This window comes from Actinosynnema sp. NPDC050436, from assembly GCF_040655415.1.
In the GTDB taxonomy this organism is placed as follows: Bacteria; Actinomycetota; Actinomycetes; order Mycobacteriales; family Pseudonocardiaceae; genus Actinosynnema.
Genome location: NZ_JBFAJV010000003.1, coordinates 759,434 through 780,270, shown reverse-complemented (window position 1 = coordinate 780,270; position 20,837 = coordinate 759,434). Strand labels below are relative to the sequence as shown.

26 protein-coding genes are annotated in these 20,837 nt (G+C 73.0%); 13 read left to right on the top strand and 13 right to left on the bottom strand.

What is annotated here, in order from left to right; genetic code table 11:
• Window positions 1–3 precede the first annotated feature (3 nt).
• From AB0I60_RS12245 to nth, 3 genes are read right to left on the bottom strand one after another with little or no spacing between them, the layout of a single operon-like run.
• The gene (locus AB0I60_RS12245) at window positions 4–627 is read right to left on the bottom strand and encodes a CoA pyrophosphatase (protein WP_360728562.1); all 624 of its coding nucleotides are present in this window, start codon (window positions 625–627) and stop codon (window positions 4–6) included.
• A gap of 35 nt (window positions 628–662) precedes the next feature.
• The gene (locus AB0I60_RS12240; RefSeq protein WP_360728329.1) at window positions 663–1,274 is read right to left on the bottom strand and encodes a TlpA disulfide reductase family protein; all 612 of its coding nucleotides are present in this window, start codon (window positions 1,272–1,274) and stop codon (window positions 663–665) included.
• Window positions 1,271–2,038 (bottom strand): endonuclease III, encoded by a 768-nt coding sequence (gene nth, locus AB0I60_RS12235; RefSeq protein ID WP_360728327.1) that lies wholly within the window; start codon window positions 2,036–2,038, stop codon window positions 1,271–1,273. Before nth ends, AB0I60_RS12240 begins: the two co-directional genes overlap by 4 nt.
• 179 nt (window positions 2,039–2,217) lie before the next feature.
• Here nth and AB0I60_RS12230 point away from each other — a divergent pair, with 179 nt between their 5' ends.
• The 4 genes from AB0I60_RS12230 (at window position 2,218) to dnaN (ending at window position 6,185) form a co-directional block, all read left to right on the top strand.
• Entirely contained in the window at window positions 2,218–2,469 is a 252-nt protein-coding gene (locus AB0I60_RS12230) for a hypothetical protein (RefSeq protein WP_015097743.1), read from the top strand.
• A gap of 197 nt (window positions 2,470–2,666) precedes the next feature.
• The gene (locus AB0I60_RS12225) at window positions 2,667–3,341 is read left to right on the top strand and encodes a Crp/Fnr family transcriptional regulator (protein ID WP_015097742.1); all 675 of its coding nucleotides are present in this window, start codon (window positions 2,667–2,669) and stop codon (window positions 3,339–3,341) included.
• Between the two features lie 394 nt (window positions 3,342–3,735).
• Window positions 3,736–4,971, top strand: a complete 1,236-nt coding sequence (locus AB0I60_RS12220; RefSeq protein WP_360728325.1) for an MFS transporter — start codon at window positions 3,736–3,738, stop codon at window positions 4,969–4,971.
• A 113-nt stretch (window positions 4,972–5,084) separates the two neighbouring features.
• Complete coding sequence (dnaN, locus tag AB0I60_RS12215) at window positions 5,085–6,185, top strand: DNA polymerase III subunit beta (protein ID WP_360728322.1); 1,101 nt, start codon at window positions 5,085–5,087, stop codon at window positions 6,183–6,185.
• A gap of 278 nt (window positions 6,186–6,463) precedes the next feature.
• Here the strand turns inward: dnaN and AB0I60_RS12210 are convergent, their stop codons facing one another.
• Both AB0I60_RS12210 and AB0I60_RS12205 read right to left on the bottom strand, forming a co-directional pair.
• Window positions 6,464–7,300 (bottom strand): MBL fold metallo-hydrolase, encoded by an 837-nt coding sequence (locus AB0I60_RS12210; RefSeq protein ID WP_360728319.1) that lies wholly within the window; start codon window positions 7,298–7,300, stop codon window positions 6,464–6,466.
• The gene (locus AB0I60_RS12205; protein ID WP_360728559.1) at window positions 7,297–8,061 is read right to left on the bottom strand and encodes an NUDIX hydrolase; all 765 of its coding nucleotides are present in this window, start codon (window positions 8,059–8,061) and stop codon (window positions 7,297–7,299) included. Before AB0I60_RS12205 ends, AB0I60_RS12210 begins: the two co-directional genes overlap by 4 nt.
• Window positions 8,062–8,131: 70 nt before the next feature.
• Between AB0I60_RS12205 and AB0I60_RS12200 the strand changes: the two genes are divergently transcribed.
• From AB0I60_RS12200 to AB0I60_RS12190, 3 genes are read left to right on the top strand one after another with little or no spacing between them, the layout of a single operon-like run.
• Window positions 8,132–8,488 carry a hypothetical protein gene (locus tag AB0I60_RS12200; protein ID WP_360728316.1) on the top strand — a complete coding sequence of 119 codons (357 nt, stop codon included), beginning with the start codon at window positions 8,132–8,134 and terminating at the stop codon, window positions 8,486–8,488.
• A gap of 21 nt (window positions 8,489–8,509) precedes the next feature.
• Entirely contained in the window at window positions 8,510–9,409 is a 900-nt protein-coding gene (locus AB0I60_RS12195) for a Gfo/Idh/MocA family oxidoreductase (RefSeq protein WP_360728313.1), read from the top strand.
• On the top strand, window positions 9,409–10,263 hold the full coding sequence (locus AB0I60_RS12190; protein ID WP_360728311.1) for a hypothetical protein: 855 nt from the start codon (window positions 9,409–9,411) through the stop codon (window positions 10,261–10,263). Before AB0I60_RS12195 ends, AB0I60_RS12190 begins: the two co-directional genes overlap by 1 nt.
• Before the next feature lie 53 nt (window positions 10,264–10,316).
• Here the strand turns inward: AB0I60_RS12190 and AB0I60_RS12185 are convergent, their stop codons facing one another.
• From AB0I60_RS12185 to AB0I60_RS12160, 6 genes are all read right to left on the bottom strand, one after another.
• The gene (locus tag AB0I60_RS12185) at window positions 10,317–11,729 is read right to left on the bottom strand and encodes a hypothetical protein (protein WP_360728308.1); all 1,413 of its coding nucleotides are present in this window, start codon (window positions 11,727–11,729) and stop codon (window positions 10,317–10,319) included.
• 38 nt (window positions 11,730–11,767) lie between these two features.
• Window positions 11,768–12,370, bottom strand: coding sequence for a hypothetical protein (locus AB0I60_RS12180; RefSeq protein ID WP_360728306.1), 603 nt, complete (start codon window positions 12,368–12,370; stop codon window positions 11,768–11,770).
• Between the two features lies 1 nt (window position 12,371).
• The gene (locus AB0I60_RS12175; protein WP_360728303.1) at window positions 12,372–12,830 is read right to left on the bottom strand and encodes a RidA family protein; all 459 of its coding nucleotides are present in this window, start codon (window positions 12,828–12,830) and stop codon (window positions 12,372–12,374) included.
• Entirely contained in the window at window positions 12,827–12,982 is a 156-nt protein-coding gene (locus AB0I60_RS12170) for a hypothetical protein (RefSeq protein ID WP_204842736.1), read from the bottom strand. The genes AB0I60_RS12175 and AB0I60_RS12170 overlap by 4 nt, the downstream gene beginning before the upstream one ends.
• Window positions 12,983–13,082: 100 nt before the next feature.
• Window positions 13,083–13,262: a DUF397 domain-containing protein gene (locus AB0I60_RS12165; protein WP_360728300.1), complete on the bottom strand. Its 180-nt coding sequence runs from the start codon at window positions 13,260–13,262 to the stop codon at window positions 13,083–13,085.
• Window positions 13,259–14,122, bottom strand: coding sequence for a helix-turn-helix transcriptional regulator (locus AB0I60_RS12160; RefSeq protein ID WP_360728297.1), 864 nt, complete (start codon window positions 14,120–14,122; stop codon window positions 13,259–13,261). Before AB0I60_RS12160 ends, AB0I60_RS12165 begins: the two co-directional genes overlap by 4 nt.
• A 124-nt stretch (window positions 14,123–14,246) precedes the next feature.
• Between AB0I60_RS12160 and AB0I60_RS12155 the strand changes: the two genes are divergently transcribed.
• From AB0I60_RS12155 to AB0I60_RS12135, 5 genes are read left to right on the top strand one after another with little or no spacing between them, the layout of a single operon-like run.
• On the top strand, window positions 14,247–14,582 hold the full coding sequence (locus AB0I60_RS12155; RefSeq protein WP_360728295.1) for a hypothetical protein: 336 nt from the start codon (window positions 14,247–14,249) through the stop codon (window positions 14,580–14,582).
• Window positions 14,579–14,833, top strand: a complete 255-nt coding sequence (locus AB0I60_RS12150; RefSeq protein WP_360728292.1) for a hypothetical protein — start codon at window positions 14,579–14,581, stop codon at window positions 14,831–14,833. The genes AB0I60_RS12155 and AB0I60_RS12150 overlap by 4 nt, the downstream gene beginning before the upstream one ends.
• A gap of 4 nt (window positions 14,834–14,837) precedes the next feature.
• Complete coding sequence (locus AB0I60_RS12145; protein WP_360728290.1) at window positions 14,838–15,089, top strand: hypothetical protein; 252 nt, start codon at window positions 14,838–14,840, stop codon at window positions 15,087–15,089.
• 43 nt (window positions 15,090–15,132) lie between these two features.
• The gene (locus AB0I60_RS12140; protein WP_360728287.1) at window positions 15,133–16,125 is read left to right on the top strand and encodes an ArsA-related P-loop ATPase; all 993 of its coding nucleotides are present in this window, start codon (window positions 15,133–15,135) and stop codon (window positions 16,123–16,125) included.
• A complete protein-coding gene (locus tag AB0I60_RS12135) occupies window positions 16,122–17,243 on the top strand; it encodes an ArsA-related P-loop ATPase (protein WP_360728285.1) in 1,122 nt (373 codons plus the stop codon). The genes AB0I60_RS12140 and AB0I60_RS12135 overlap by 4 nt, the downstream gene beginning before the upstream one ends.
• Here the strand turns inward: AB0I60_RS12135 and AB0I60_RS12130 are convergent, their stop codons facing one another.
• Window positions 17,244–17,534 carry a WhiB family transcriptional regulator gene (locus tag AB0I60_RS12130; RefSeq protein WP_360728282.1) on the bottom strand — a complete coding sequence of 97 codons (291 nt, stop codon included), beginning with the start codon at window positions 17,532–17,534 and terminating at the stop codon, window positions 17,244–17,246.
• A gap of 259 nt (window positions 17,535–17,793) precedes the next feature.
• On the opposite strand from AB0I60_RS12130, the gene AB0I60_RS12125 reads away from it, so the two are divergent.
• Window positions 17,794–20,241, top strand: coding sequence for a transglycosylase domain-containing protein (locus AB0I60_RS12125; protein WP_360728280.1), 2,448 nt, complete (start codon window positions 17,794–17,796; stop codon window positions 20,239–20,241).
• Between the two features lie 70 nt (window positions 20,242–20,311).
• On the opposite strand, the gene AB0I60_RS12120 is transcribed toward AB0I60_RS12125, so the two are convergent.
• Window positions 20,312–20,779: a GatB/YqeY domain-containing protein gene (locus AB0I60_RS12120; RefSeq protein ID WP_360728277.1), complete on the bottom strand. Its 468-nt coding sequence runs from the start codon at window positions 20,777–20,779 to the stop codon at window positions 20,312–20,314.
• Between the last annotated feature and the right edge of the window lie 58 nt (window positions 20,780–20,837).

Genomic DNA, 20,837 nt, shown 5'->3' with positions numbered 1-20,837 from the left:
CCGTCACGTAGCGCGCAACGCTAGCTCAAGGTCGCGCACGTCGGTCCTGTCCCACGGTCGTTCCCAGCCGCCCAGGGCGAGCAAACCGTCGACCAGCCCGGCGGTGAACCCCCACACCAACATGCCAGGCGCGGAGAACGCGGGGCCGGTGTAGCCGGACGAGTGGGCGACGCGGAACCGGTTCGCCGGGTCGGCGAGGTGCGCGACCGGCACCCTGGCCACGGCGGCGGTCTCGTTGAAGTCGACCGGCGCGACCGGCGACGGCTCGTCCCAGTGCGCGAGCACCGGGGTCACCACGAAGTCCGACACCGGCACGTACAGCTCCGGGAGCCGGGCGACCGGGCGCACGCCGGAGCGCAGCACGCCGGTCTCCTCGAACGCCTCGCGCAGCGCCGTGTCCACCGGGCCGTCGTCGGTCGGGTCGGCCGCGCCGCCGGGGAAGGCCACCTGGCCGGGGTGCGAGCCGAGGGTGTCCGCGCGGCGCAGCAGCAGCACGTCCGGGCCGTCCGGGCCCTCGCCGAACAGCATGAGCACGGCCGCCGCGCGCGCCGCGCCGCCCGGCGGCGGCGACAGCCGGGAGAACGCGCGGGCGTCCACCTCGGCCGTGGCCTTGACCAGCCCGCTCATCCACTCGGGGACGTCGTCCGGGCTCACCAGGGCGCTCACCCGACCACCTCGCGCACCTGCTCGACGCTGGTCAGCACCGGGTACTTGGTGACCTCGGCGAGCACGCCGTCCGCGCCCACCACGTAGGTCACCGGCATACCGGGGCGGGGGCGCACGGCCGCGCGGACCGCGTCCGGCTCGCTGAACACGGCGGGCAGGCGCACGCCGAGCTTGGCCAGCAGCTCCAGGCCGTCCCCCTCCTTGCTCTCCACCAGCACGGTCAGCACCGGTACCGCGCCCGGCTCCCGCGCGTAGGCGTCGAGCACCTTCAGCTCCCCCTGGCAGGGACCGCACCAGGTCGCCCAGAAGTTCACCACCGCGCGCCCCGGCAGGGCGGTGGCCACGTCGATCGCGGAGCCGTCGCCCAGGCACGTGGCGGTCACGCCGCGCAGCACCCCGGGCCCGTCCCCGCCCCGGGGGCAGGGGTCCAGCGCGGCCCGCTCGCGCAGGTGCGCCAGGTCCTGGACCGGTCGGCCGGACGCGGCCGGGCGGCCGTCGGGCGGGGCGGCGTCGGGCGGTGCGGCGTCGGGCGTGCGCGGCCACAGGGCCACCACCCCGGCCACCGCGAGCACCAGGGCGACGGCGGCCCACCGGGCAGTGCGGCTCACGCCAGCCTCTCCCCCGCCCGGACCCGTTCGGCGAGCGCGATCAGGTGCGGTGCCTCCTCGCCCTTGACCAGCTTCTCGGCCTTGGCCGGGTCGACCTGCCCGGTGCCGTAGGAGGGGCACAGCGGGGCCAGCAGGCACGCGCCGCAGGCGGGCGTGCGGGCGTGGCAGACGCGCCGGCCGTGGAAGATCGTCCGGTGCGAGAGCAGCGTCCAGTCCTTGCGCTCGACCAGCGCGCCGACGGCGTGCTCGACCTTGACCGGGTCCTCCTCCTGCGTCCAGCCCCAGCGGCGGACCAGCCGGCCGAAGTGCGTGTCGACGGTGATCCCCGGCACGCCGAACGCGTCGCCGAGGACCACGTTCGCGGTCTTGCGGCCGACGCCGGGCAGCGTGACCAGCTCGGCCAGCGTGCCGGGCACCTCGCCGCCGAACCGCTCCACCAGCGCGGAGCCCAGGCCGATCAACGAGGTGGCCTTGTTGCGGTAGAAGCCGGTGGAGCGGATCAGCTCCTCCAGCTCGGTGCGGTCGGCCGAGGCGTAGTCGGCGGCCTTCCGGTAGCGCCGGAACAGCGCCGGGGTGACCATGTTCACCCGGACGTCCGTGGTCTGCGCGGAGAGGACCACGGCGACCAGCAGTTCCAACGGGGTCGTGAAGTCGAGTTCGCAGTGCGCGTCGGGGTACCCGAGGTGCAGGACGCGGACCATCCGGCGAGCGCGCCGGGTGAGGCCCAGCGGGGTCTCCGGCTTCTTGACCGTGCTGCGAGCCATGGTTGAAGGCTACTGCCACCGACCGACACGCCCGGTCGGACCAGCGGGTCGCGGCGACCCGCGACCCCGGCGCAACCGGCGGGCGAGGTGCGCGTCCACTCATACAAGACGAGCTCGATGCGGAACAGAGACCCCCTCGGATGCGCGTCGACAAGGGATGCGCAAGGATCGGAGCCATCATGACTGCCTGGTTCGTCATCGCCGTTCCGATCGTGATCATGTTCTTCGCGCTCTTCATGGAGCGCGTTGAAGCTCGTCTGCGCCACGTCGCCGTCCAGGAGGACGAGGTCGAGGAGTTCCTGGAGTCGGCACGCCCCGACGAGGTCAGGGCCCTCTACGGGCACGGCATCGGCCGCGCGCTGGAGCTGTTCCGGCTGCGCAGGCTGGGCGGTCGTGCCAGGAACCTGCGTCAGCGGCGCACCCGCCGCTAGCGGGGCAAGAACCGGCGAGGCCCGCGGGGTCACCCCCGGTGGGCCTTTTCGGGCTGTCCGGGGGCTGTGCGGCGGCGTGCCGAAAGGCGATCCACCCCACAGCGCTTAGACTGCACTCAGTGATCGACGGCAGGCGCTGATCCGCCAGAAGGCGGAACGCGCTCGACCAGCCGTCGCGTCTCGACAGGAGGGACGAGGTGGACGAGACCCTGGCCCGCGCGGGCATTTTCCAGGGGGTTGAACCGGCTGCAGCGGAGGCACTGGCGCAGACGCTGGAGTCCGTTGAATTCCCGCGTGGCCACGTGATCTTCGCGGAAGGCGAGCCGGGCGACCGGCTCTACATCATCCAGTCCGGGAAGGTGAAGATCGGCCGCAAGTCGCCGGACGGTCGGGAGAACCTGTTGGGGATCTTCGGGCCCTCCGACATGTTCGGCGAGCTGTCGATCTTCGACCCCGGTCCGCGCACGTCCACCGCCACCACCGTGACCGAGGTGCGCGCGGTGAGCATGGACCGACCGGCGCTGCGGCAGTGGATCACCAACCGGCCGGAGATCGCCGAGCAGCTCCTGCGGGCGCTGGCCCGGAGGCTGCGCCGGACGAACTCGATGCTGGCCGACCTGATCTTCACCGACGTGCCCGGTCGCGTCGCCAAGGCGCTGTTGCAGCTCGCGCAGCGCTTCGGCAGCCAGGAGGCCGGCCTGCTGCGGGTCACCCACGACCTGACGCAGGAGGAGATCGCCCAGTTCGTCGGCGCGTCGCGGGAAACGGTGAACAAGGCCCTGGCCGACTTCGCCCACCGGGGCTGGCTGCGACTGGAGGGCAAGAGCGTGCTGATCCTCGACCCGGAGCGACTGGCCCGACGGGCCCGCTAGGGCGAGGTCCGACAGCTCATACGACGACAAGACCGGGCGCCGCCCCCGACGCGGCGCACCGGTCTTGTCGTGTTGCGCGGCCCATCCCCCGACAGACCGCGCTCCTCCACACCTCCGACGCCGCAGGCCCCGACCCTCTGGCGCCGGAAGGAGGTCTGGTTACCACCGATGACCTCGGGGTAAACCGGCCGGCGGTGGTACGCCAACGATCGCACGGCACCCACCACCGAACTCAAGCCCGTTCACCCTCAAGGACACCCTGAACAGCGCTTTCGTTGCGTGGTTTCACCCGGTCATCCCACAGTTGTAACCGAATTGCAACACACGGTCGTGGTGACCGACCTAACCGGGAAAACACTGGTACGGTCGTACCAATTGCGGCATCCTGGTACGCATGTCCCAGTCTGCCCGCCTCGCCGACTACCGCACCGCCCTGACCACCCCCGGGATGCGCGGCCCGGTCATCGCGTCGCTGCTCGCCCGGCTGCCCATCGCCATGGTCGGCCTCTCCATGCTGCTCTACGTCAAGCTGGAGACGGGCTCGTTCGCCGCGGCGGGCCTGGTCTCGGCGGCGTCGCTGATCGGCGTGGCGGTCGGCTCGATCGTCCAGGGCCGGCTGATGGACCGGTTCGGCCCGACCCGGCCGCTGCTCGGCGCGGTGACGCTGTTCGTCGTGTTCGTGACGCTCGCCGTGATCGCCGTGGAGACCCGGGCCCCGCTCGGGCTGCTGGTGCCGGTGGCGTTCGCGGTCGGGTTCAACGAGCCGATGGTCGGCTCCGCCTCCCGTGCCCTGTGGGCGCACATGGTGCCCGCCGGCTCGGTCCGGCTCGCCGGGTACGCCTACGAGGCGATCAGCATGGAGGTGTTCTTCATCCTCGGCCCCGGCCTGGCCGGGCTGCTGGTCACGGCTCCTTGGGCGGGCACCGGCGTGGTGATCGGCGCGGGTTCGATGGTGGTCGGCGCGCTCTGGTTCGCGCTCAACCCCACGGTCCGGGCCGTGCAGCCGGACAAGACCGCCCGCAGCCTGCTGGGCGCGCTCGCCTCCCCCGGGATGCGCACGGTGGCGCTGGCCGCGCTCGGCTTCGGCGTGACCATCGGGTTCATCGAGGTCGCCGTCCCGGCGGCGGCCGAGGAGGCGGGCCACTTCGGGCTGGGCGGCCTGCTGCTGAGCCTGTGGTCGGTCAGCTCGGTGCTGTTCGGCGTCCTCTACGCGATGAAGCCGTTCCCCAAGGCGATGCACCTGCGGCTGCCGGTGCTGCTCGGCGGGTTCGCGCTGCTGTCGCTGCTGCTGGCCGTCCCGACCACGCTGATCGGCCTGGGCCTGGCCCTGCTCGTGGTCGGCACCCTGATCACGCCGCAGGCCACCACCCACTCCGCCGCCATCGAGCAGGTCGCCCCGGCGGGCACCGCCACCGAGGCGTTCGGCTGGGTGGTCACGGCGGTCACCGTGGGGCTGGCGGTCGGCCAGTTCCTCAGCGGCCAACTGGTCGAGGCGAGCGGCACGGGTGCCGCGTTCCTGGCCGCCGCTGCGGCCGGGCTGGCGATCGCCGCGCTGGTCTGGGCGTTCCGGGGCACGGTCGCCGCAGGTGTGCCGGCCCGCCAGGACGAGATGGACCTCGCCTCGCGCTGACCCCCTGCGGGCTTTCGGCGGCGGCCTCCGGGATACCGGGGGCCGCCGCCGCGCTTTCCGCCCCGACCTGCGGTGATCACGTGATTGTCGGTGCCCGTCGCTAGCGTGCGCCCATGGACCTGACCGCGACCACCGCAGACCTCGCCGCCGCCGCGACCGAGGTCGCCCGCCTCCTGCCGACCAGGGTGCTCGACCCCGTGCTGGCCGGGCTCGTGCTGCGCGCCGGCCCCGACGGGGTGGAGCTGGTCGGCAGCGACCGGGAGCACGCGGTCCGGCTCTCCCGACCGGCCACCACCCACACCGACGGGGCGGCCCTGGTGCCGGCCCGGCCGCTGGCCGACACCCTGCGCGGCCTGGAGGACGAGCAAGTCCGGTTGGTCGTCGAGGGGTCCAGGCTGGCCGTGCGCACCAGCGCCGCCCGGTTCGCCCTGCCGCTGCTCGACCTCGCCTCGCACCCCGGCGTGCCGGCGCTGCCCCCGGCGGCCGGGCGGCTGCCGTCCGCCGTGCTGGCCTCGGTGCTGGCCCCGGTGGCCGGCGCGACCTCGAAGGACGACGCGCTGCCGATCTTCACCGGGGTCCGGATGCTCGCGGTCGGCGACCGCCTGGAGCTGATCGCCACGGACCGTTACCGGATGGCGTTCGCCACCATCCCCTGGACGGCTGAAGGTTCCCTGAACGTCCTCGCTCCGGCCGCTCTAATGGCTGACGTCTCGCGTCTTCCGCAGCACACTGTCGTGACCATTCACGCGGACGAGGACCGCATCGCCCTTTCGTGGCCGGGCGGCAGCGTCAGCACCACCCTCCTGGCCGCACCGTTCCCCGACGACCGAGCCCGCAAACTGCTGGAGGCGATCATCGACAGCACTGTGGTGGTGGAGGCGGACGCCCTGGCGGGGGCGGTCCGCCGGGCGACTCCGTACTCAGGCCCGCACGGCTCCGTGACGTTGCAGGTCGAGGACAGCGAGCTGAGGGTGCGCGGCAGCGACCCGCAGACCGGCGAGTCCGAGGAGTCGGTCAAGGCCACCATCGAAGGCAACCGCGTCACGAAGACGTTCCAGGCCAGGTACCTGGCCGACGCCCTCCGGGCGTTCAGCGGCAGGCGGGTGGAGCTCCGCATCCAGGACGGCCTGCGCTCGACCGTGCTCACCTCGCAACCAGGAGAGGACGGTGTCGAGCTGAAGTACCTGGTGGTCCCCCTGCGCACGGTCGCCTGACCCGGCACCTCCGCAGCCGACCAGGCCCGGGAACGCACCGCACGGCCCACTCCGCAGGGCCCGCACGCTCCCACCCCGGTCACGCCCCGCGCCACGGGACCACCCGCAACCGGACCGCGCGCAGGACCGACCCGGCACCGGGCCGGTCCTGCGCGGGTCGCTCCACGCCGGGCAGAGTCGGCACTGGGCGGGGTCGGCACCGCGCAGGCCCGACGACAGCCCGCCCGGTGGCGGGTCGGCGCTGGGCGGGTCCGGTGGCGGGTTCGCTCGCCGGCCGGTCAGGCGGGGTCGGTGCTCGTGCCCGCGTCGGTGCTCGCGCCCGCGTCGGCCAGGTACTCCAGCTGCGCCCGCACGGACCACTCGGCGGCCGGCCACAGCGAGCGGTCGACGTCCGCGTAGACCAGTTCCACCACCTGGCGGGCCGTGGGCGAGCCGCCGAGTTCCGCGACGGCCGCGCGCACCTGCGCGAGCCGCTGCTCGCGGTGGGCCAGGTACTGCCGCGCGACCGGGACGATGTCCGCGATCTCCGGCCCGTGGCCGGGCAGACCGGTCGTGCCCGGCGGCAGGTCGGCGAGCAGCGCGAGCGAGGCCAGGTAGTCCCGGAGGCTGCCGTCGAGCACGGTGGTCCCCCGGCCCAGCACGGTGTCACCGGTCAGCACCGCGTCCTCCACCAGGAAGCACAGCGAGTCGTCGGTGTGCCCCGGCGTGGCCAGCACCCGGATCTCCAGCCCGCCCGCCCCGATCACCTCACCGCCGACCAGCCGCCCCCCGCGTGCACCCGCCGGCCCGGCGGTCGAGAGCTGCGGGTCCAGGGCGCGGACCGGCGCACCCACCAGCGCGCCGAACTCGGCCGCGCCTTCCGAGTGGTCGTGGTGGCCGTGGGTGAGCAGCACGACGTCCACCGGCCCGAGCGCGGCGACCCGCTCCAGGTGGCCCCGGTCCAGCGGCCCGGGGTCGACCACCGCGCACGACGCCGACCCCGGCGCGCGCAGCAGCCAGGTGTTCGTGCCCTCCAACGTCATCACCGACGGGTTCTCCGCGAGCACGACCGACGCGAACGGCGTCACCTCGCGCAACCGCCCGTACTCCGGGCTCCCGGGACGATCCGGGCTCACGGGACGATCACCCGGACCGCGTCCCCGTCCCGCACCAGCTTGGGCACGATCTTCTCCACCGCGCGCGGCGCGCTCAGCACGTCCGACACCCCCGCGTACTCGGCCAGCTCCGTCAACGTCACCCACGTCGGCGGCATGAGCATCCGCCGTCCCCCCTGCCAGTCCGCCAGCGCGGCCCTCGGCGTCTGCCAGACCGCGTCCGCCGCCTCGGTGGTCCACCCGTCGGCCCGCTGGCCCTGCGGCAGCACGGCCACGAAGAACCGCGTGTCGTAGCGCCGGGGCTCCTCGACGGGCGTGACCCAGTTCGTCCACGGTCGCAGCAGGTCCGCCCGCAGCACCAGCCCCTCGGCCTGGAGGAACCCGGCGAAGGACAGCTCCCGCGCCACCAGCGCCCGGCGGGCGTCGCGGTACCGCGCGGTGTCCGCCACGACCGAGTCGCCGGACGCCCCGGCGAGCAGCACGCCGGACTCCTCGAACGTCTCCCGCACCGCCGCGCAGACCAGCGCGCGGGCCAGCTCGGCGGTCACCGCGAACCGGGTCGCCCACCACTCCGGCGGCGGCCCGCTCCACGCGACCGACGCGTCCCCGTCGCGCGGGTCGACCCCGCCGCCGGGGAAGACCGTCATCCCGCCCGCGAACGCCATGCCCCGGACCCGGCGCTGGAGGAACACCTCCAAGCCGGCCTCGCCGTCGCGCAGCAGCATGACGGTGGCGGCGTCCCGGGGGGTCACCGGGACCGCCGGGACGACGTCGGGCACCATGCCGGGCGGCAGAACCAGTTCCTCGGGAAGCTCGCGCACGGTCCCGAGCCTACGACGAGGATCGTTGCCCGTGGACACCACGACCAAGGGGTGCCTGGCCAAGGTGCTGCTGTTCGTCCTGGGCGCGGTGCTCGGGACCGGGATGACGGTCGTGCTGGCCGTGGTGGCGCTCCTGCCGTCCACCGAGACCGTCGGCGCGGACCAGGGCACGCCGGGCGTGTGGGTGAAGAAGCGGGAGAGCCTGCTGGGCAGCCCCGACTACGAGGTGTGGCTGGGGCGCAGCGAGGACCGGGGGCACGTGGTGGAGGTCCCCGGCGGTTGGGGCCACACCCCGGAGGTGGTGCGCGGCGAGGCCGGTGTGGAACTCCGGTTCGACAACGGCGGGCGGATCTTCGTCCCCGCTTCGGCGTACTCCGGCGGCCGGTGACGGTGTGGCGGACGTGACAGCATGGGCGGCGTGGACGAGCAGCTGCGCGTAGGACTTGTCGGGGCCGGACCGTGGGCGCACCGGGTGCACGCGCCCGGCCTGGCCGACCACCCCGGCACGAGGCTGACCTCGGTGTGGGCCCGCCGTCCCGGGGCCGCTTCGGAACTGGCCGAGACCTACGGCGCGGAGGTCGCCGGCTCACCCGACGAGCTGCTGTCCGCTGTGGACGCCGTCGCGTTCGCCGTGCCGCCGGCCGTCCAGGCCGAGATCGCCACCGAGGCGGCCGGGCGGGGCAAGCACGTCATCCTGGAGAAGCCGATCGCGTCCACCGTGGACGAGGCGGAGCGGTTGGCGGACACCGTGTCGGGAGCCGGCGTGGCGTCGCTGGTGGTGCTGACCCGGCGGTTCGCCCCGGAGACCGAGGAGCAGCTGTCCCAGTTGCGCGCGGCGGGCGGGTGGGCCGGCGGGAACGCGCGGTGGCTGACCGGCGCGCTGTTGGAGGGCCCGTACTCGAACTCGCCGTGGCGGCACGAGCGCGGACCGCTGGACGACATCGGCCCGCACGCGTTCGACCTGCTCGACGCCGCCCTGGGCACGATCACCGACGTCATCGCCGCGCACCGGTCCGACGCCGGCCTGTGGCAGTTCGTGTTCGCGCACGAGGGCGGCGCGACCAGCAGTGCCACGCTGACCATGACCGTGCCGCTCAACCCCGCCATCGCCGAGGTGAGCGTCTTCGGGGACCACGGGTACCGGGTGCTCGCGGATCGCGGCACGACGGCGCAGCAGTGCTACACGAACCTGCTGGACGACTTCGTGGCGATGGTCCACAGCGGCACGACGACCCACCGGTGCGACGTGCGCCGGGGTCTGCACCTCCAACGGGTCATCGACCAGGCGAGGCGGAAGGCCGAGGCGTAGTGGACTCCCCGGCACTGGCCTACCACGTGGACCCGTTGACGCTGAAGGAGATCCCCGCTGACGAAGCCGCGTTGCAGCGCGTCCTCGCCGATCCCCGCCCCCGGACCCACCGCGCGTGGACCGAACGCGGCCTGGCCGCGCGCCTGCTGGGGCGGTTGGACGTGGCGGAGCAGGCGCTGCTCACGGCCCTGACCCTGGAACCCGGCCCGGCGGCGCACCTGCGGCTGGCGCACGTGTGGCAGTGGCAGGGGAGGTACGCGGAGGCCGACGCCGAGTACGCCCGGTGGTTCGACGGCCCGGTGGCGGACTTCGCGCACCAGCACGCCGGCAAGTCCCGCTACGACCAGGGCGACTGGCGCGGGGCCCAGGAGCACTTCCGGCAGGCCCTGGACGCGCGCGAGGACGAGGACCTGAGGGCGTCCAGCGCGCTGGCCCTGGACGCCGCTGACGCCTGCGCGACGGCGGCCGAGGTCGCCGGGGAGCTGCACCGCCTGGCGGTCCCGGATCGCGGTCCCGCGCTGCCGGCGGTCGACGGCGCCGTGGACGAGCTGCTGTCGAGGGCGAAGTCCGGTACCACGGCGACGGACGGGCTGGTCGGGTTGCTGCGGGCCCTGCGCGACCACAGGGCCGAAGCCCACGACGCCGCCCGGAAGGCGGAGGGCCTGACGGCCCAGGACTCGGCGACGGACGCGATGCCGTCCGACGACCCGGTCCGCCGCCGGGTCGTCACCGCGACCGACCGCGCCGCTTCCGTCCCCTACCGCGCGCTGCGACCCGAGGACCGGGCCACCCTCCTCGACGCCCTCAGAGGGCTCGAACCGGCAGATCTTTCAGGTAAGCTCCCTGAAAGTTAGCCGGTCGAGAACACCCCGCCGCTCCCGGGTCGGGGACGGCGGGGTGCGGGGTGTCAGCCGGGGAACTTGCCGTTGTTCGGCTTGCGCACGCCGTTGACGTACTCGGGGCCGGCGGGCCAGGACTGCTGCTCGCGCTGGGCCAGCTCCTCGTGGAGCTGCTGGAGCAGCGCCCGCTCCCGGTCGCTGAGCTTCGCGTCCACGGTCGGCGGCAACTGCACCGCCGCCGGGGCCTGCCCCTCGGCCAGCGCCGCCTGCAACGCAGCCAGGTCGTCCGGGCCCAGCTCGGTCGTCACCTCGGCCCGCGACAGCGGCGGCTCCTCGGTGCGCGGCTCGCCGTTGCGCGGGCGCGGGTAGTCCGCGTGGACGTCGTGCGAATCCGGGCGTGCGCCGTTAACCGGCTCCGACTCGACGTGCGAACCGTTCGCCTGCTCGACGTGGACACCGTTCATCGGCTCGACGTGCGAACCGTTCATCGGCTCGACGTGGACACCGTTCGCCGGCATGACGCGCGGGTCGGCCGGCGCGTCGACGTCGACCAGCGCAGGGCCGGCGAAGTCGGGACCGGTGGTCCGGTCGGCCTCGACCTGCGGGTCCTCCCGCACCGGCTCCGGGCCGTCGACCGGCTCGTCGGCCGGGGCGTGCGCCTGCTCGTGGTCGCCCGCCGCGTCCCGCACCGGCAGCCGCTTCACGGGCTTGGGCGGGAACGGCTGGGAACCCTCGAACGGGTCAACGCGGGCACGTCGGGGCGTGGAGCCGGCTTCGGGTTCCGAGGGCACCGGTTCCGGCTCGACCACCGGTGCCTCATCCCGGACCTCGCCGTCGAACCAGGTCGCGGAGTCCGCCGGTGGCGCGGGCGGCGTCGCGGTCTGGAAGAACACCTCGCGGGCCGTCGTCGTGGCCGCCGCGTGGTACTCGCCCAGCGGCACCCCGACGGTCAACACCTCGACCACCGCCCGGATGCCGGCCTGGCGCAGCACCGTGTCCACCCGGTACGCCGTCGCCGGCGCGAACCCCGAGGGGCCGATGTCCACGAGCACCACGCGCTGCGGCAGGGGGCCGGGTGTCGCCCCCGCCGGGCTGGACCGCCAGGTCGCGCGCACCGAGCGCACGTCCGGCAGCACCGACGCGGTCTTGCCGATCACCTCGGCCAGCCCGTCCGCCGGATCGGACTCGACGGTGAAGCGGTGCCGGGCCTGCGGAACCTGCTCGACCGCGAACAACCGGTCCGCCAGGCCGGGGTCCGACCGGACCTCGCCGAGCAGCCACCCGATCTCGCGCCGTTCGTCCACCGACACCGGGATGCGCCCGGCCAGCAGCACGCCCACCGCCAGCTCGACCGCGCGGTCCAGCTCGGCGACGGCCAGCAGCTCCCGGGCCTGGGTCAGCGCGTCGTCGTCAACGCGTCCGGCCAGCGCCAACAGGAGGTCGTGTAAACGGACGGGCAGTCCCACTCCGTCGTTCGTCACGCCTGCTCTCCTTCCGGCCCGCGCGGCAGCGACGAGCTCTACACGGGCACCAGGTGCCCGTCGGCCTCGGCGCCGGCGCAAACCAGCTCCGAAGCCGCCAACGCCGCCCGGTGGTAGGGCGGCAGGTCGTGCCCGGTGGGCAGGACCTCGACGCAGGGGTCGTGCTCACCGAGCGCCCGCAGCACCCGCTGGAGTTCGCCTGCCAGCCGGGCGTGCTCGGTCGTGGCCGCGACCAGGATGAGCCTCCTGGTCATGCCCCCGCCCCGCCGCCACGTGGACCGGACTTCGCCGACCCCGAGGCGACCGCGCAGGGTCGCGCCGAGCACCACGGTCGCGGAATCTCCCATCAGCACCCGTTCGGGTGATTCCGGGGTGAATGTGTAACCGGGATCGGGCTCCTCGTCCAGTCCCTTGACCGAACTGATGGCGGAAAGATCCGCCCCGTGCGGCACCAAGGCGTCCGCGAGCAGGCGCTGCTCGTGGTCGGTCAGCCCGATCCGGTCGTGCAGCAGGGTCCGGGGCAGCGCCCGCGCGAGCACCGCCACGGCGTCCGTGGCCGCCCAATCGCGGAAACGCCACAGCACGTCGTCCGGCAGCCGGCCGGCCAGCCGCAGCAGCAGCTCGTGCAGGGTGTCGGACATCTCACTCCCCGATTTCGACGATCAGGTCCACCTCGACCGGCGCACCCAGCGGCAGCTCGGCCACGCCGACCGCCGCGCGCGCGTGCTTGCCCGCGTCGCCGAAGACCTCGCCCAGCAGCTCGGAGGCCCCGTTGACGACGGCCGGCTGCCCGGTGAACCCCTCGGCGGAGGCCACGTACCCGGTCAGCTTCACGACCCGGACCACCGAGTCGAGCCCGACCAGGGCGTCGATCGCGGCCAGCGCGTTGAGCGCGCACGTCCGGGCGTGGTCCTTGGCCTCCTCGGGGCTGACGTCCGCGCCGACCTTGCCGGTGGCGGCCAGCGTCCCGGCCACGAACGGGAGCTGGCCGGAGGTGTACACCAGCGACCCGGAGCGGACGGCGGGCACGTACGCCGCGACGGGCGCCGCGACCTCGGGCAGGCGCACGCCCAGCTCCGCCAGGCGGGACGTCCAGCTCATGCCTTCGGCCGCTTCAGGTAGGCCACGTGCTGCTCACCGCTCGGGTTGGGCAGGACGGTCACGAGCTCCCAGCCGTCATCGCCCCACTGGTCCAGGATCGCCTTGGTGGCGTGGATCAGCAGCGGGACGGTGGCGTACTCCCACTTGGTCATGGGGCGCAGCCTAGCCGCACCCCGGGCGGGGGCACCCGCCGATCTGCCCGCGGGGCCGCGCGGCGGTCGGGGCGCCCCCGCGAGGACGCCCCGCCACCGCTCACCGCGCCGACTTGACCTCGGCCAGGAAGGCCCGGAAGGCCCGCGCCCGGAAGATCAACGTCCCGCCGTCGCGGTTCTTCGTGTCCCGCACACCGGTCACCGCGTCCGTCACGGCCAGCTCGACGCACTGCGCCGCTGACGCGCTCCTGCGGCTCTTGCGCCAGCTCTGCTCGATCATCGGTCTCCTAGTGAGTCGCGTACCGCTTTGATGAACTCGACGGACTCCGCCGGCGACAGGGCTGCCGCAGCGGCGTCCCGCCAGATGCCGTCCAGCGGTTCCACCTCTTCCTGCTCCTCCAGCATCGCAAGACCCGAGATCTCTTCGGTATAGGCCGCGCAGGGCGCGTCCTCCTCCTGGAAGTCCAGCAGGAGGAGCAACGCGGTCGGCTGCGGCCCGTACGCGCCGAGGTCGAACGGCAGCACCTGGACGGTGACGTTCGGACGCGCCGCCGACTCGACCAGGAAGTCCATCTGCTCCCGCATGACCTCGGCACCGCCGACCACCCGGCGCAGCGCGGCCTCGTCGACCAGCGCGTGGAACTCGAACGGCTCCTCGCGGTCGAGCAGGTGCCGACGGGTCGCCCGCTCGGCCGCCGCCGTCCGGTCCCAGTCCTCGCCGATGACCAGGCGGTGCGAGGCGCGCGCGATGGCCTCCGCGTAGGCCGGGGTCTGGAGCATCCCCGGCACGTGCGTGACGTCCAGCGTGCGTTCGCGGTACGCCTCCAGCTCGTCCATGCGGAACCGGCGGTACTTGATCGGGAGGGCGGCGGCGTACTCGACGGTCGCGTTGTCGACGTCGGCGACCTCCCACATCTGGAGCAGGAACGTCTTCTGCTCCGGTGTCGCCTCCAGCACGTCGAGGATCACGGAGAGGGACGGCCACCTCGCCAGGTGCGTTCCGGCGAGCAATCGGGTGACCGTCGGACGGGACACGCGGATCTGCTTGGCGATCTCTTCGGGGGTCAGACCGGACTTCTCCTGGAGCTCCCGCACGAATCGGGCCAGCCTGCGCTTGCCACGGGTAGTGCCGTCCGCCATTCACTTATTCCAATCACTGAGGGCAATAATCCGCTACCAGACTTCACCCGGCTGAACTCCACGGCTGTGAACAGTACAGATGTTAGGCTCGTCTCATTCGAGGGGCAATTCGGGGACGGGGCGGATGGATCGCGACGAGCTTGAGATGGCGGCCGGGGCCGGGCGCGCGCTGGACGAGTGCAAGCGGTTCATCGCGAGGGTCCTGGACGAGACCGGGGGCCGCAGCACGACCGACTACACCGAGTCGATCGAGCAGTGGGCGCGCAACCTCGGGGTCGTGCTGCTCGACGTCGGCTGGCAGGCGGTGCGGTGGGCCGAGGCACGGGGGCACGTCGTCGTGGAGGGCCGGGTCCACCACCCCACCGAGGACCAGGACGGGGACCAGGACGAGGACCGGCGCGGGGACCGGCGGGCGGGGGGCCGGGCCGAGGTGGACCGCACCGGGGAGGACGAGGGATGACCGGGATCGACGTGGCGCGGCTCGCGCCGGCCCTGTTCGCCGTCGTCCAGCAGGACGACGAGGAGGACTGGGTGGCCGCGTGGGGGATGGCGTTCGAGGACCACGCGGAGGTCACCTCGACCTGCGGCGACCTGAGGATGCTCACCGCCACCGCCGAGGGCGCGCTGCGGTACTTCGAAGAAGGAGCGCGGGTGCGTACCACGATCGTGTGGGTGACCCCTGCGCAACCCCGGGCTTCGGCGCTACGTTGATCACGTGGAGACGTGGCGGATCGTCGCGGCGGGCTCGTTCGTGCTGGGCGGGCTGATCATGGTGCTGGTCGGCATGGCGCAGGCCCGCGACCGCAAGAACGCGCGGGGTGCCGACGTGTGGCGGGCGGGGCTGGTCGGGCTGGCCGTCGTGGCGGTGGTGGCCGTGCTCATCGCGTACGTGCTGCCGTCGGTCGCGGCGTGGGGGATCGTCGCGGCGACGGCCATCGCGGTGGTCTTCGTCACGATGATGGACTGACGGTGGCCTGCGGGTCCCGGGCAGGCGCACTTAGGCTGACCTGGTGAACGGCTGGACCGACGAACTGACCCGCGCCCGGCTGCACGTCGTCACCGGGAAGGGCGGCACCGGCAAGACGACGGTGGCCGCCGCGCTGGCACTCGCGCTCGCCACCGGCGGGCGGCGGGTGCTGCTGGTCGAGGTCGAGAACCGGCAGGGCATCGCGCAGCTGTTCGACCACGCGCCGCTGCCCTACTCCGAGGAGCGCATCGCGTCCGCGCCCGGCGGCGGCGAGGTGCGCGCGCTGGCCGTCGACCCGGAGGCGGCGCTGCTGGAGTACCTGGACATGTTCTACAACCTGGGCTTCGCCGGGCGGACCCTGCGCCGGATGGGCGCCATCGAGTTCGCCACCACGCTGGCACCGGGCCTGCGGGACGTGCTGCTCACCGGCAAGGTCAAGGAGTGCGTGCGCCGCGCCGGCCGGACCGGGCGGCACGAGTACGACGCGGTGGTGCTGGACGCGCCCCCCACCGGCCGGGTGGTCCGGTTCCTGGACGTGACCCGGGCGATGGCCGACCTGGCGAAGGTCGGGCCGATCAAGGGGCAGAGCGACGGCGTGGTGACGCTGCTGCACTCCGGCGACACGGCGGTGCACCTGGTGGCGCTGCTGGAGGAGATGCCGGTCCGCGAGACGCTGGACGCCGTGGCCGACCTGGACGCCGCCGACCTGCGGCCCGGCGCGGTGTTCGTGAACCGGGTCCGCACGCCCCGCCTGCCGGCCCGCTCGCTGCCGTCGGCGGCGGACGGGCGGGTGGATGCGGCCCGGCTGCGGGCCGGGCTCGCGGCGGGCGGCCTGGACGTGGACGACGAGGTGCTGGCAGGCCTGGTGGACGAGACCGTGGAGCACGCCGTGCGGGTGCGGATGGAGCAGGACGCCAAGGAGCTGCTGGCCGAGGCCGACCTGCCCACCGTCGAGCTGCCCGAGCTGACCGACGGCGTGGACGTGGCGGCGCTCTACGAGCTGGCCGAGGTGCTGGTCGGGCGAGGTGTGCGGTGAACCGGCTGGACGTGGACGGGCTGCTGGACAACCCGGCGACCAGGGTGCTGGTGTGCTGCGGCTCGGGCGGGGTCGGCAAGACCACGACGGCCGCCGCGCTCGCGGTGCGGGCCGCCGAGCGCGGGCGGCGCGCGGTCGTGCTCACCATCGACCCGGCGCGGCGGCTGGCCCAGTCGCTGGGCCTTCGGGAGCTGGACAACCACCCGCGCCCGGTGCGGATCGACGGGTTCGAGCCCGAGGGCGAGCTGCACGCGATGATGCTGGACATGCGCCGGACGTTCGACGACATGGTCTGGCAGCACGCCGGCCGGGAGCGGGCCGAGCAGATCCTCCAGAACCCCTTCTACCAGACGATCTCCACGTCGTTCTCCGGCACGCAGGAGTACATGGCGATGGAGAAGCTGGGCCAGCTCGTGGCCCGGGACGAGTGGGACCTGATCGTCGTGGACACCCCGCCCAGCCGCAGCGCCCTGGACTTCCTGGACGCGCCGCAGCGGCTGTCGACGGTGCTCGACGGCAAGCTGATCCGGATGCTGTCCGCGCCCGCGCGGGCGGGCGGCCGGGGCATCCGCAAGATCGTCGGCGCCGGGTTCGGCATGTTCACCAAGGCCGTGTCCACGATCATCGGCGGCCAGCTCCTCCAGGACGCGTCGACGTTCGTGCAGGCGTTCGACAGCATGTTCGGCGGCTTCCGGCAGCGCGCGCAGGCCACCTACGAGCTGCTGCGCTCACCCGGCACGGGCTTCCTGGTGATCGCCGCCGCCGAACCGGACGCGCTGCGCGAGGCCAGCTACTTCGTGGAGCGGCTCTCGGCCGAGGACATGCCGATCAACGGCCTGGTCGCCAACCGGACGCACCCGGTGCTGGCCTCCCTGCCCGCACCGGGCGCGCTCGCGGCTGCCGACCGCCTGGAGCGCTCCGGGGAGGCTCCGCTGGCCGCTGCCGTGCTCCGCGTGCACGCGGACCGCGTGGCCGTCGCCGATCGTGAGAAGCGACTGCTCGCGCGGTTCACCCGCGCGCACCCGGGTGTCCCTCTCGTGGGCGTGCCCGCGCTGCCGGCCGACGTGCACGACCTGGGCGGTCTGCACGAGATCGGCCGGCGGCTCGCGGGCGAGTGACTACCCGACCTTCTCCTCGGTGTGCTCCTGGCGCGCGGTGTCCAGGAGTTCGTGCCAGGACGTGACGTCGGGGCGGCGGCGCAGGAGCGCTCGACGCTCCCGCTCCGTCATGCCGCCCCAGACGCCGAACTCGATCCGGTTGTCGAGCGCCTCGGCGAGGCACTCGGTGCGCACCGGGCACCCCAGGCACACCACCTTGGCCTTGCGCTGCTCCGCACCTCGGACGAAGAGCTGGTCCGGCTCCTCGTCCCGGCACGAGGCGTTGATGCGCCAATCCCCCTGCTGCTGCATAACCCCCACCTCAGTTCACACAGTGCCCAGACTCTTTTAAATCCGCCACACCCCTGCCGCGGATGCCGTAGGCTCCCCACATCGAGTGGTCGTGCCGTCGGCTGCTGTCTTGGACAGTGACGGACTGTAGAGCCTTCCGGTTCCACCTCCAACCCTGGGTTGCCCACCTGTTACCTGTCTTGAGTACGAGTACTCATCCTGGGTAATGAAGGTTGCGCGATGCTGATCACCCGTTCAGGTCCCCGCTACGCTCAAGTCCATGCGAGCCAGGAACGGCGTGCTGAAACTGCTCGGACTGTGTCTGCTGGCGGGCGTGTTGCTGGCAGGCATGATGTTCCCCGTCGTGGGCTCGCTGGGGTTGGTCTCGAACAGAGCCAGCGACACGGTGGACAGCATCTCCGCAGATCTCGTGACCACCGACCCGCCGCTGATCTCCACGATCACGGACAAGGACGGGGCACCGATCGCGTACCTGTACGACCAGTACCGGGTGCTGGTCCCACCGGACAAGATCGCCGCGTCGATGAAGGCCGCCCTCGTGTCGGTCGAAGATCGACGTTTCTACGAACACGAGGGCGTCGACTGGCGGGGCACGATCCGGGCCGGGCTGACCAACCAGTTCAGCGGGGCCGTCACGCAGGGTGCCTCCACGCTCACTCAGCAATACGTGAAGAACTACCTCGTGCACGTGGTTGCACGGAACAACCAGGTCGAGCAACAGAAAGCACAAGAGCAGACAATTGCGCGCAAGGCCCGTGAAGCGCGCATCGCGTTGCAGCTCGAACGCAAACTCGGCAAGGACGAAATCCTGGCCCGCTACCTCAACGTGGTGCCGTTCGGCTCGACCATCTACGGCATCGCCGCCGCGTCCCAGGCGTACTTCAACACCACGCCCGACGCGCTGACCGTGCCGCAGGCCGCCGTGCTGGCCGGCATGGTCAACAGCCCGTCCGCGCTCAACCCGGAGGTCTTCCCGGAGAAGGCGCTGGAGCGGCGCAACCAGGTGATCGACAAGATGGTCGAGAACGACAAGCTGTCCCGCGACGCCGCCGAGGCCGCCAAGAAGGAGCCGCTCGGCCTGGCCGAACCGGTCCGCACCCCGCCCAACGGCTGCGTCGGCGCGGGCCCGGAGAACGGGTTCTTCTGCTCCTACGTCGTGACCTACCTGGAGCGCAACGGCTTCAGCCTGGAGCAGCTCAAGAACGGCGGCTACACGATCCAGACCACGCTGGACCGCACGATCACCAAGCAGGCCAAGGAGTCCGCCGAGGGCCAGGTCGCCAAGGACACCGAGGGGATCGCCAACGCGATGGCGATCGTCCGGCCGGGCCGGGACAAGCACGAGGTGGTGGCGCTGGTCGCCAACCGCGACTACGGCCTGAAGGCCGACCAGTTCCAGACCACCTACGACCTGCCGTCCGGTGTGGAGAACAAGTTCGGCGCGGGCAGCGTCTACAAGGTGTTCACGGCGGCGGCGGCGCTGGAGAAGGGCATGGGCATCGAGAACACCATGTCCACGCCGAACTCGCACGTGTCGCGGGTGTTCAAGGGCGGCGGCGAGCGGTGCCCGTCCACCGGCGAACCCGGCACCCGGTGGTACTGCCTGGGCAACGCGACCTCCAACTACCCGCCGCAGATGACGTTGCAGACCGCGCTCCAGACCTCGCCCAACACCGGGTTCGTGATCCTGGAGGAGCAGCTGGGCATGGACCCGGTGGTGGACATGGCGTCCCGGCTGGGGATGCGCGAGACCATGGCCACCAACATCGCCGGCACCCGGCCCGACCCGAAGGCCAAGGACAAGCAGCTGCGGATCTCGCAGACCGAGTTCTACAAGTCCAACGGCGGCAACGCCTCCTTCACCCTCAGCCCCGCGCCGGTGAGCACGCTGGAGCTGGCGAACGTGGCCGCGACCATCATGAGCGGCGGGGTGTGGTGCCCGCCGACGCCGATCATGGCGGTGCTCGACCGCAACGGCAAAGCCGTCCCGGTCAACGAGGCACCGTGCGAGCAGGTGGTGGCCGAGGGTCTGGCGAACGGCCTGGCGACCGGGATGAGCAAGGACGACCAGGGCTCGGGCACGGCGGCCGTGGCCGCGCGCAACGCCAAGTGGAGCCGGCCGATGCTCGGCAAGACCGGCACCACGGAGGACTACAAGTCGGCGGCGTTCATCGGGGCCACCCCGGACTACGCGGGTTCCGTGCAGACGTTCAACGACGGCACCACCCCGCGCGGCATCTGCGTCAACGGCGGGCCGCCGAGGCTGTGCGGGGAGGGCGACATCTACGGCGGCACCGTGCCCGCGAGGACGTGGTTCGACACCATGGTGAAGGTCCACGAGCCCCTGCCGCCGCGCGACCTGCCGCCCGTCGAGGACCGCTACCGCAAGGGCGGCAAGGAGATCCAGATCCCCGAGGTGGTGGGCAGGCAGGTCAACGACGCCACCCGCATCCTGGAGGAGGCCGGGTACAAGGTCACCACGGCGAACCGGAACTCCGAGCAGCCCAAGGGGACCGTGGTCAGCCAGACCCCGCGCGGCAGCGCGCTGCGCGGCACGATCGTGACCCTGCTCGTGTCGACGGGGTACGTCCCGCCGCCGCAGCCCGCCGACCCGACCACCCCGCCGCCACCGGTCGAACCGCCACCCGGCGGCCGGCCGGGCGACCCGCCGCAGATCACCATCCCGACCGACCCACCGCCCCGGTGACGACGGCCTGGGCCGTGGTCGTGGCCGGCTTGGCGCGCTCCCTCGTCGCGTCGCCGGCGGGTGGGTGCGCTCAGGCCAGGCGGGACTTCACGGCGGCGGCCACCGTGCCGCCCTCGGCCCGTCCGGCGACCTTCGCGTTGACCAGCTTCATGACCTGGCCCATCTGCCGCTGGCCGGGCTGCTCGCCGAGCGCGGCGGCGACCTCCGCGACGGCGGCGTCCACGATCGCGGTCAGCTCGGCGTCGTCCAGCCGGGCGGGCAGGTAGCCCTCCAGCACCGCGGACTCGGCCTGCTCCAGCTCGGCCTGCTCGGTGCGGCCCGCGCCGGCGAACGCCTCGGCGGCCTCGCGGCGCTTCTTCACCTCGCGGGTGATCACCCGCAGCACCTCGTCGTCGCCGAGTTCGCGCGCGGTCTTGCCGGAGACCTCTTCGGTGGTGATCGCGGCCAGCGCCATGCGCAGCGCACCCGCCCGGACCGTCTCCCGCCCCTTGATCGCCGTCGTCAGATCGGCCTGCAACCGCGCCTTCAGCTCCGCCATGTGGGCAAACGTTACCGGGCACCACGCTGCGACCCGAATCGGTCAACCCCCTACCCTC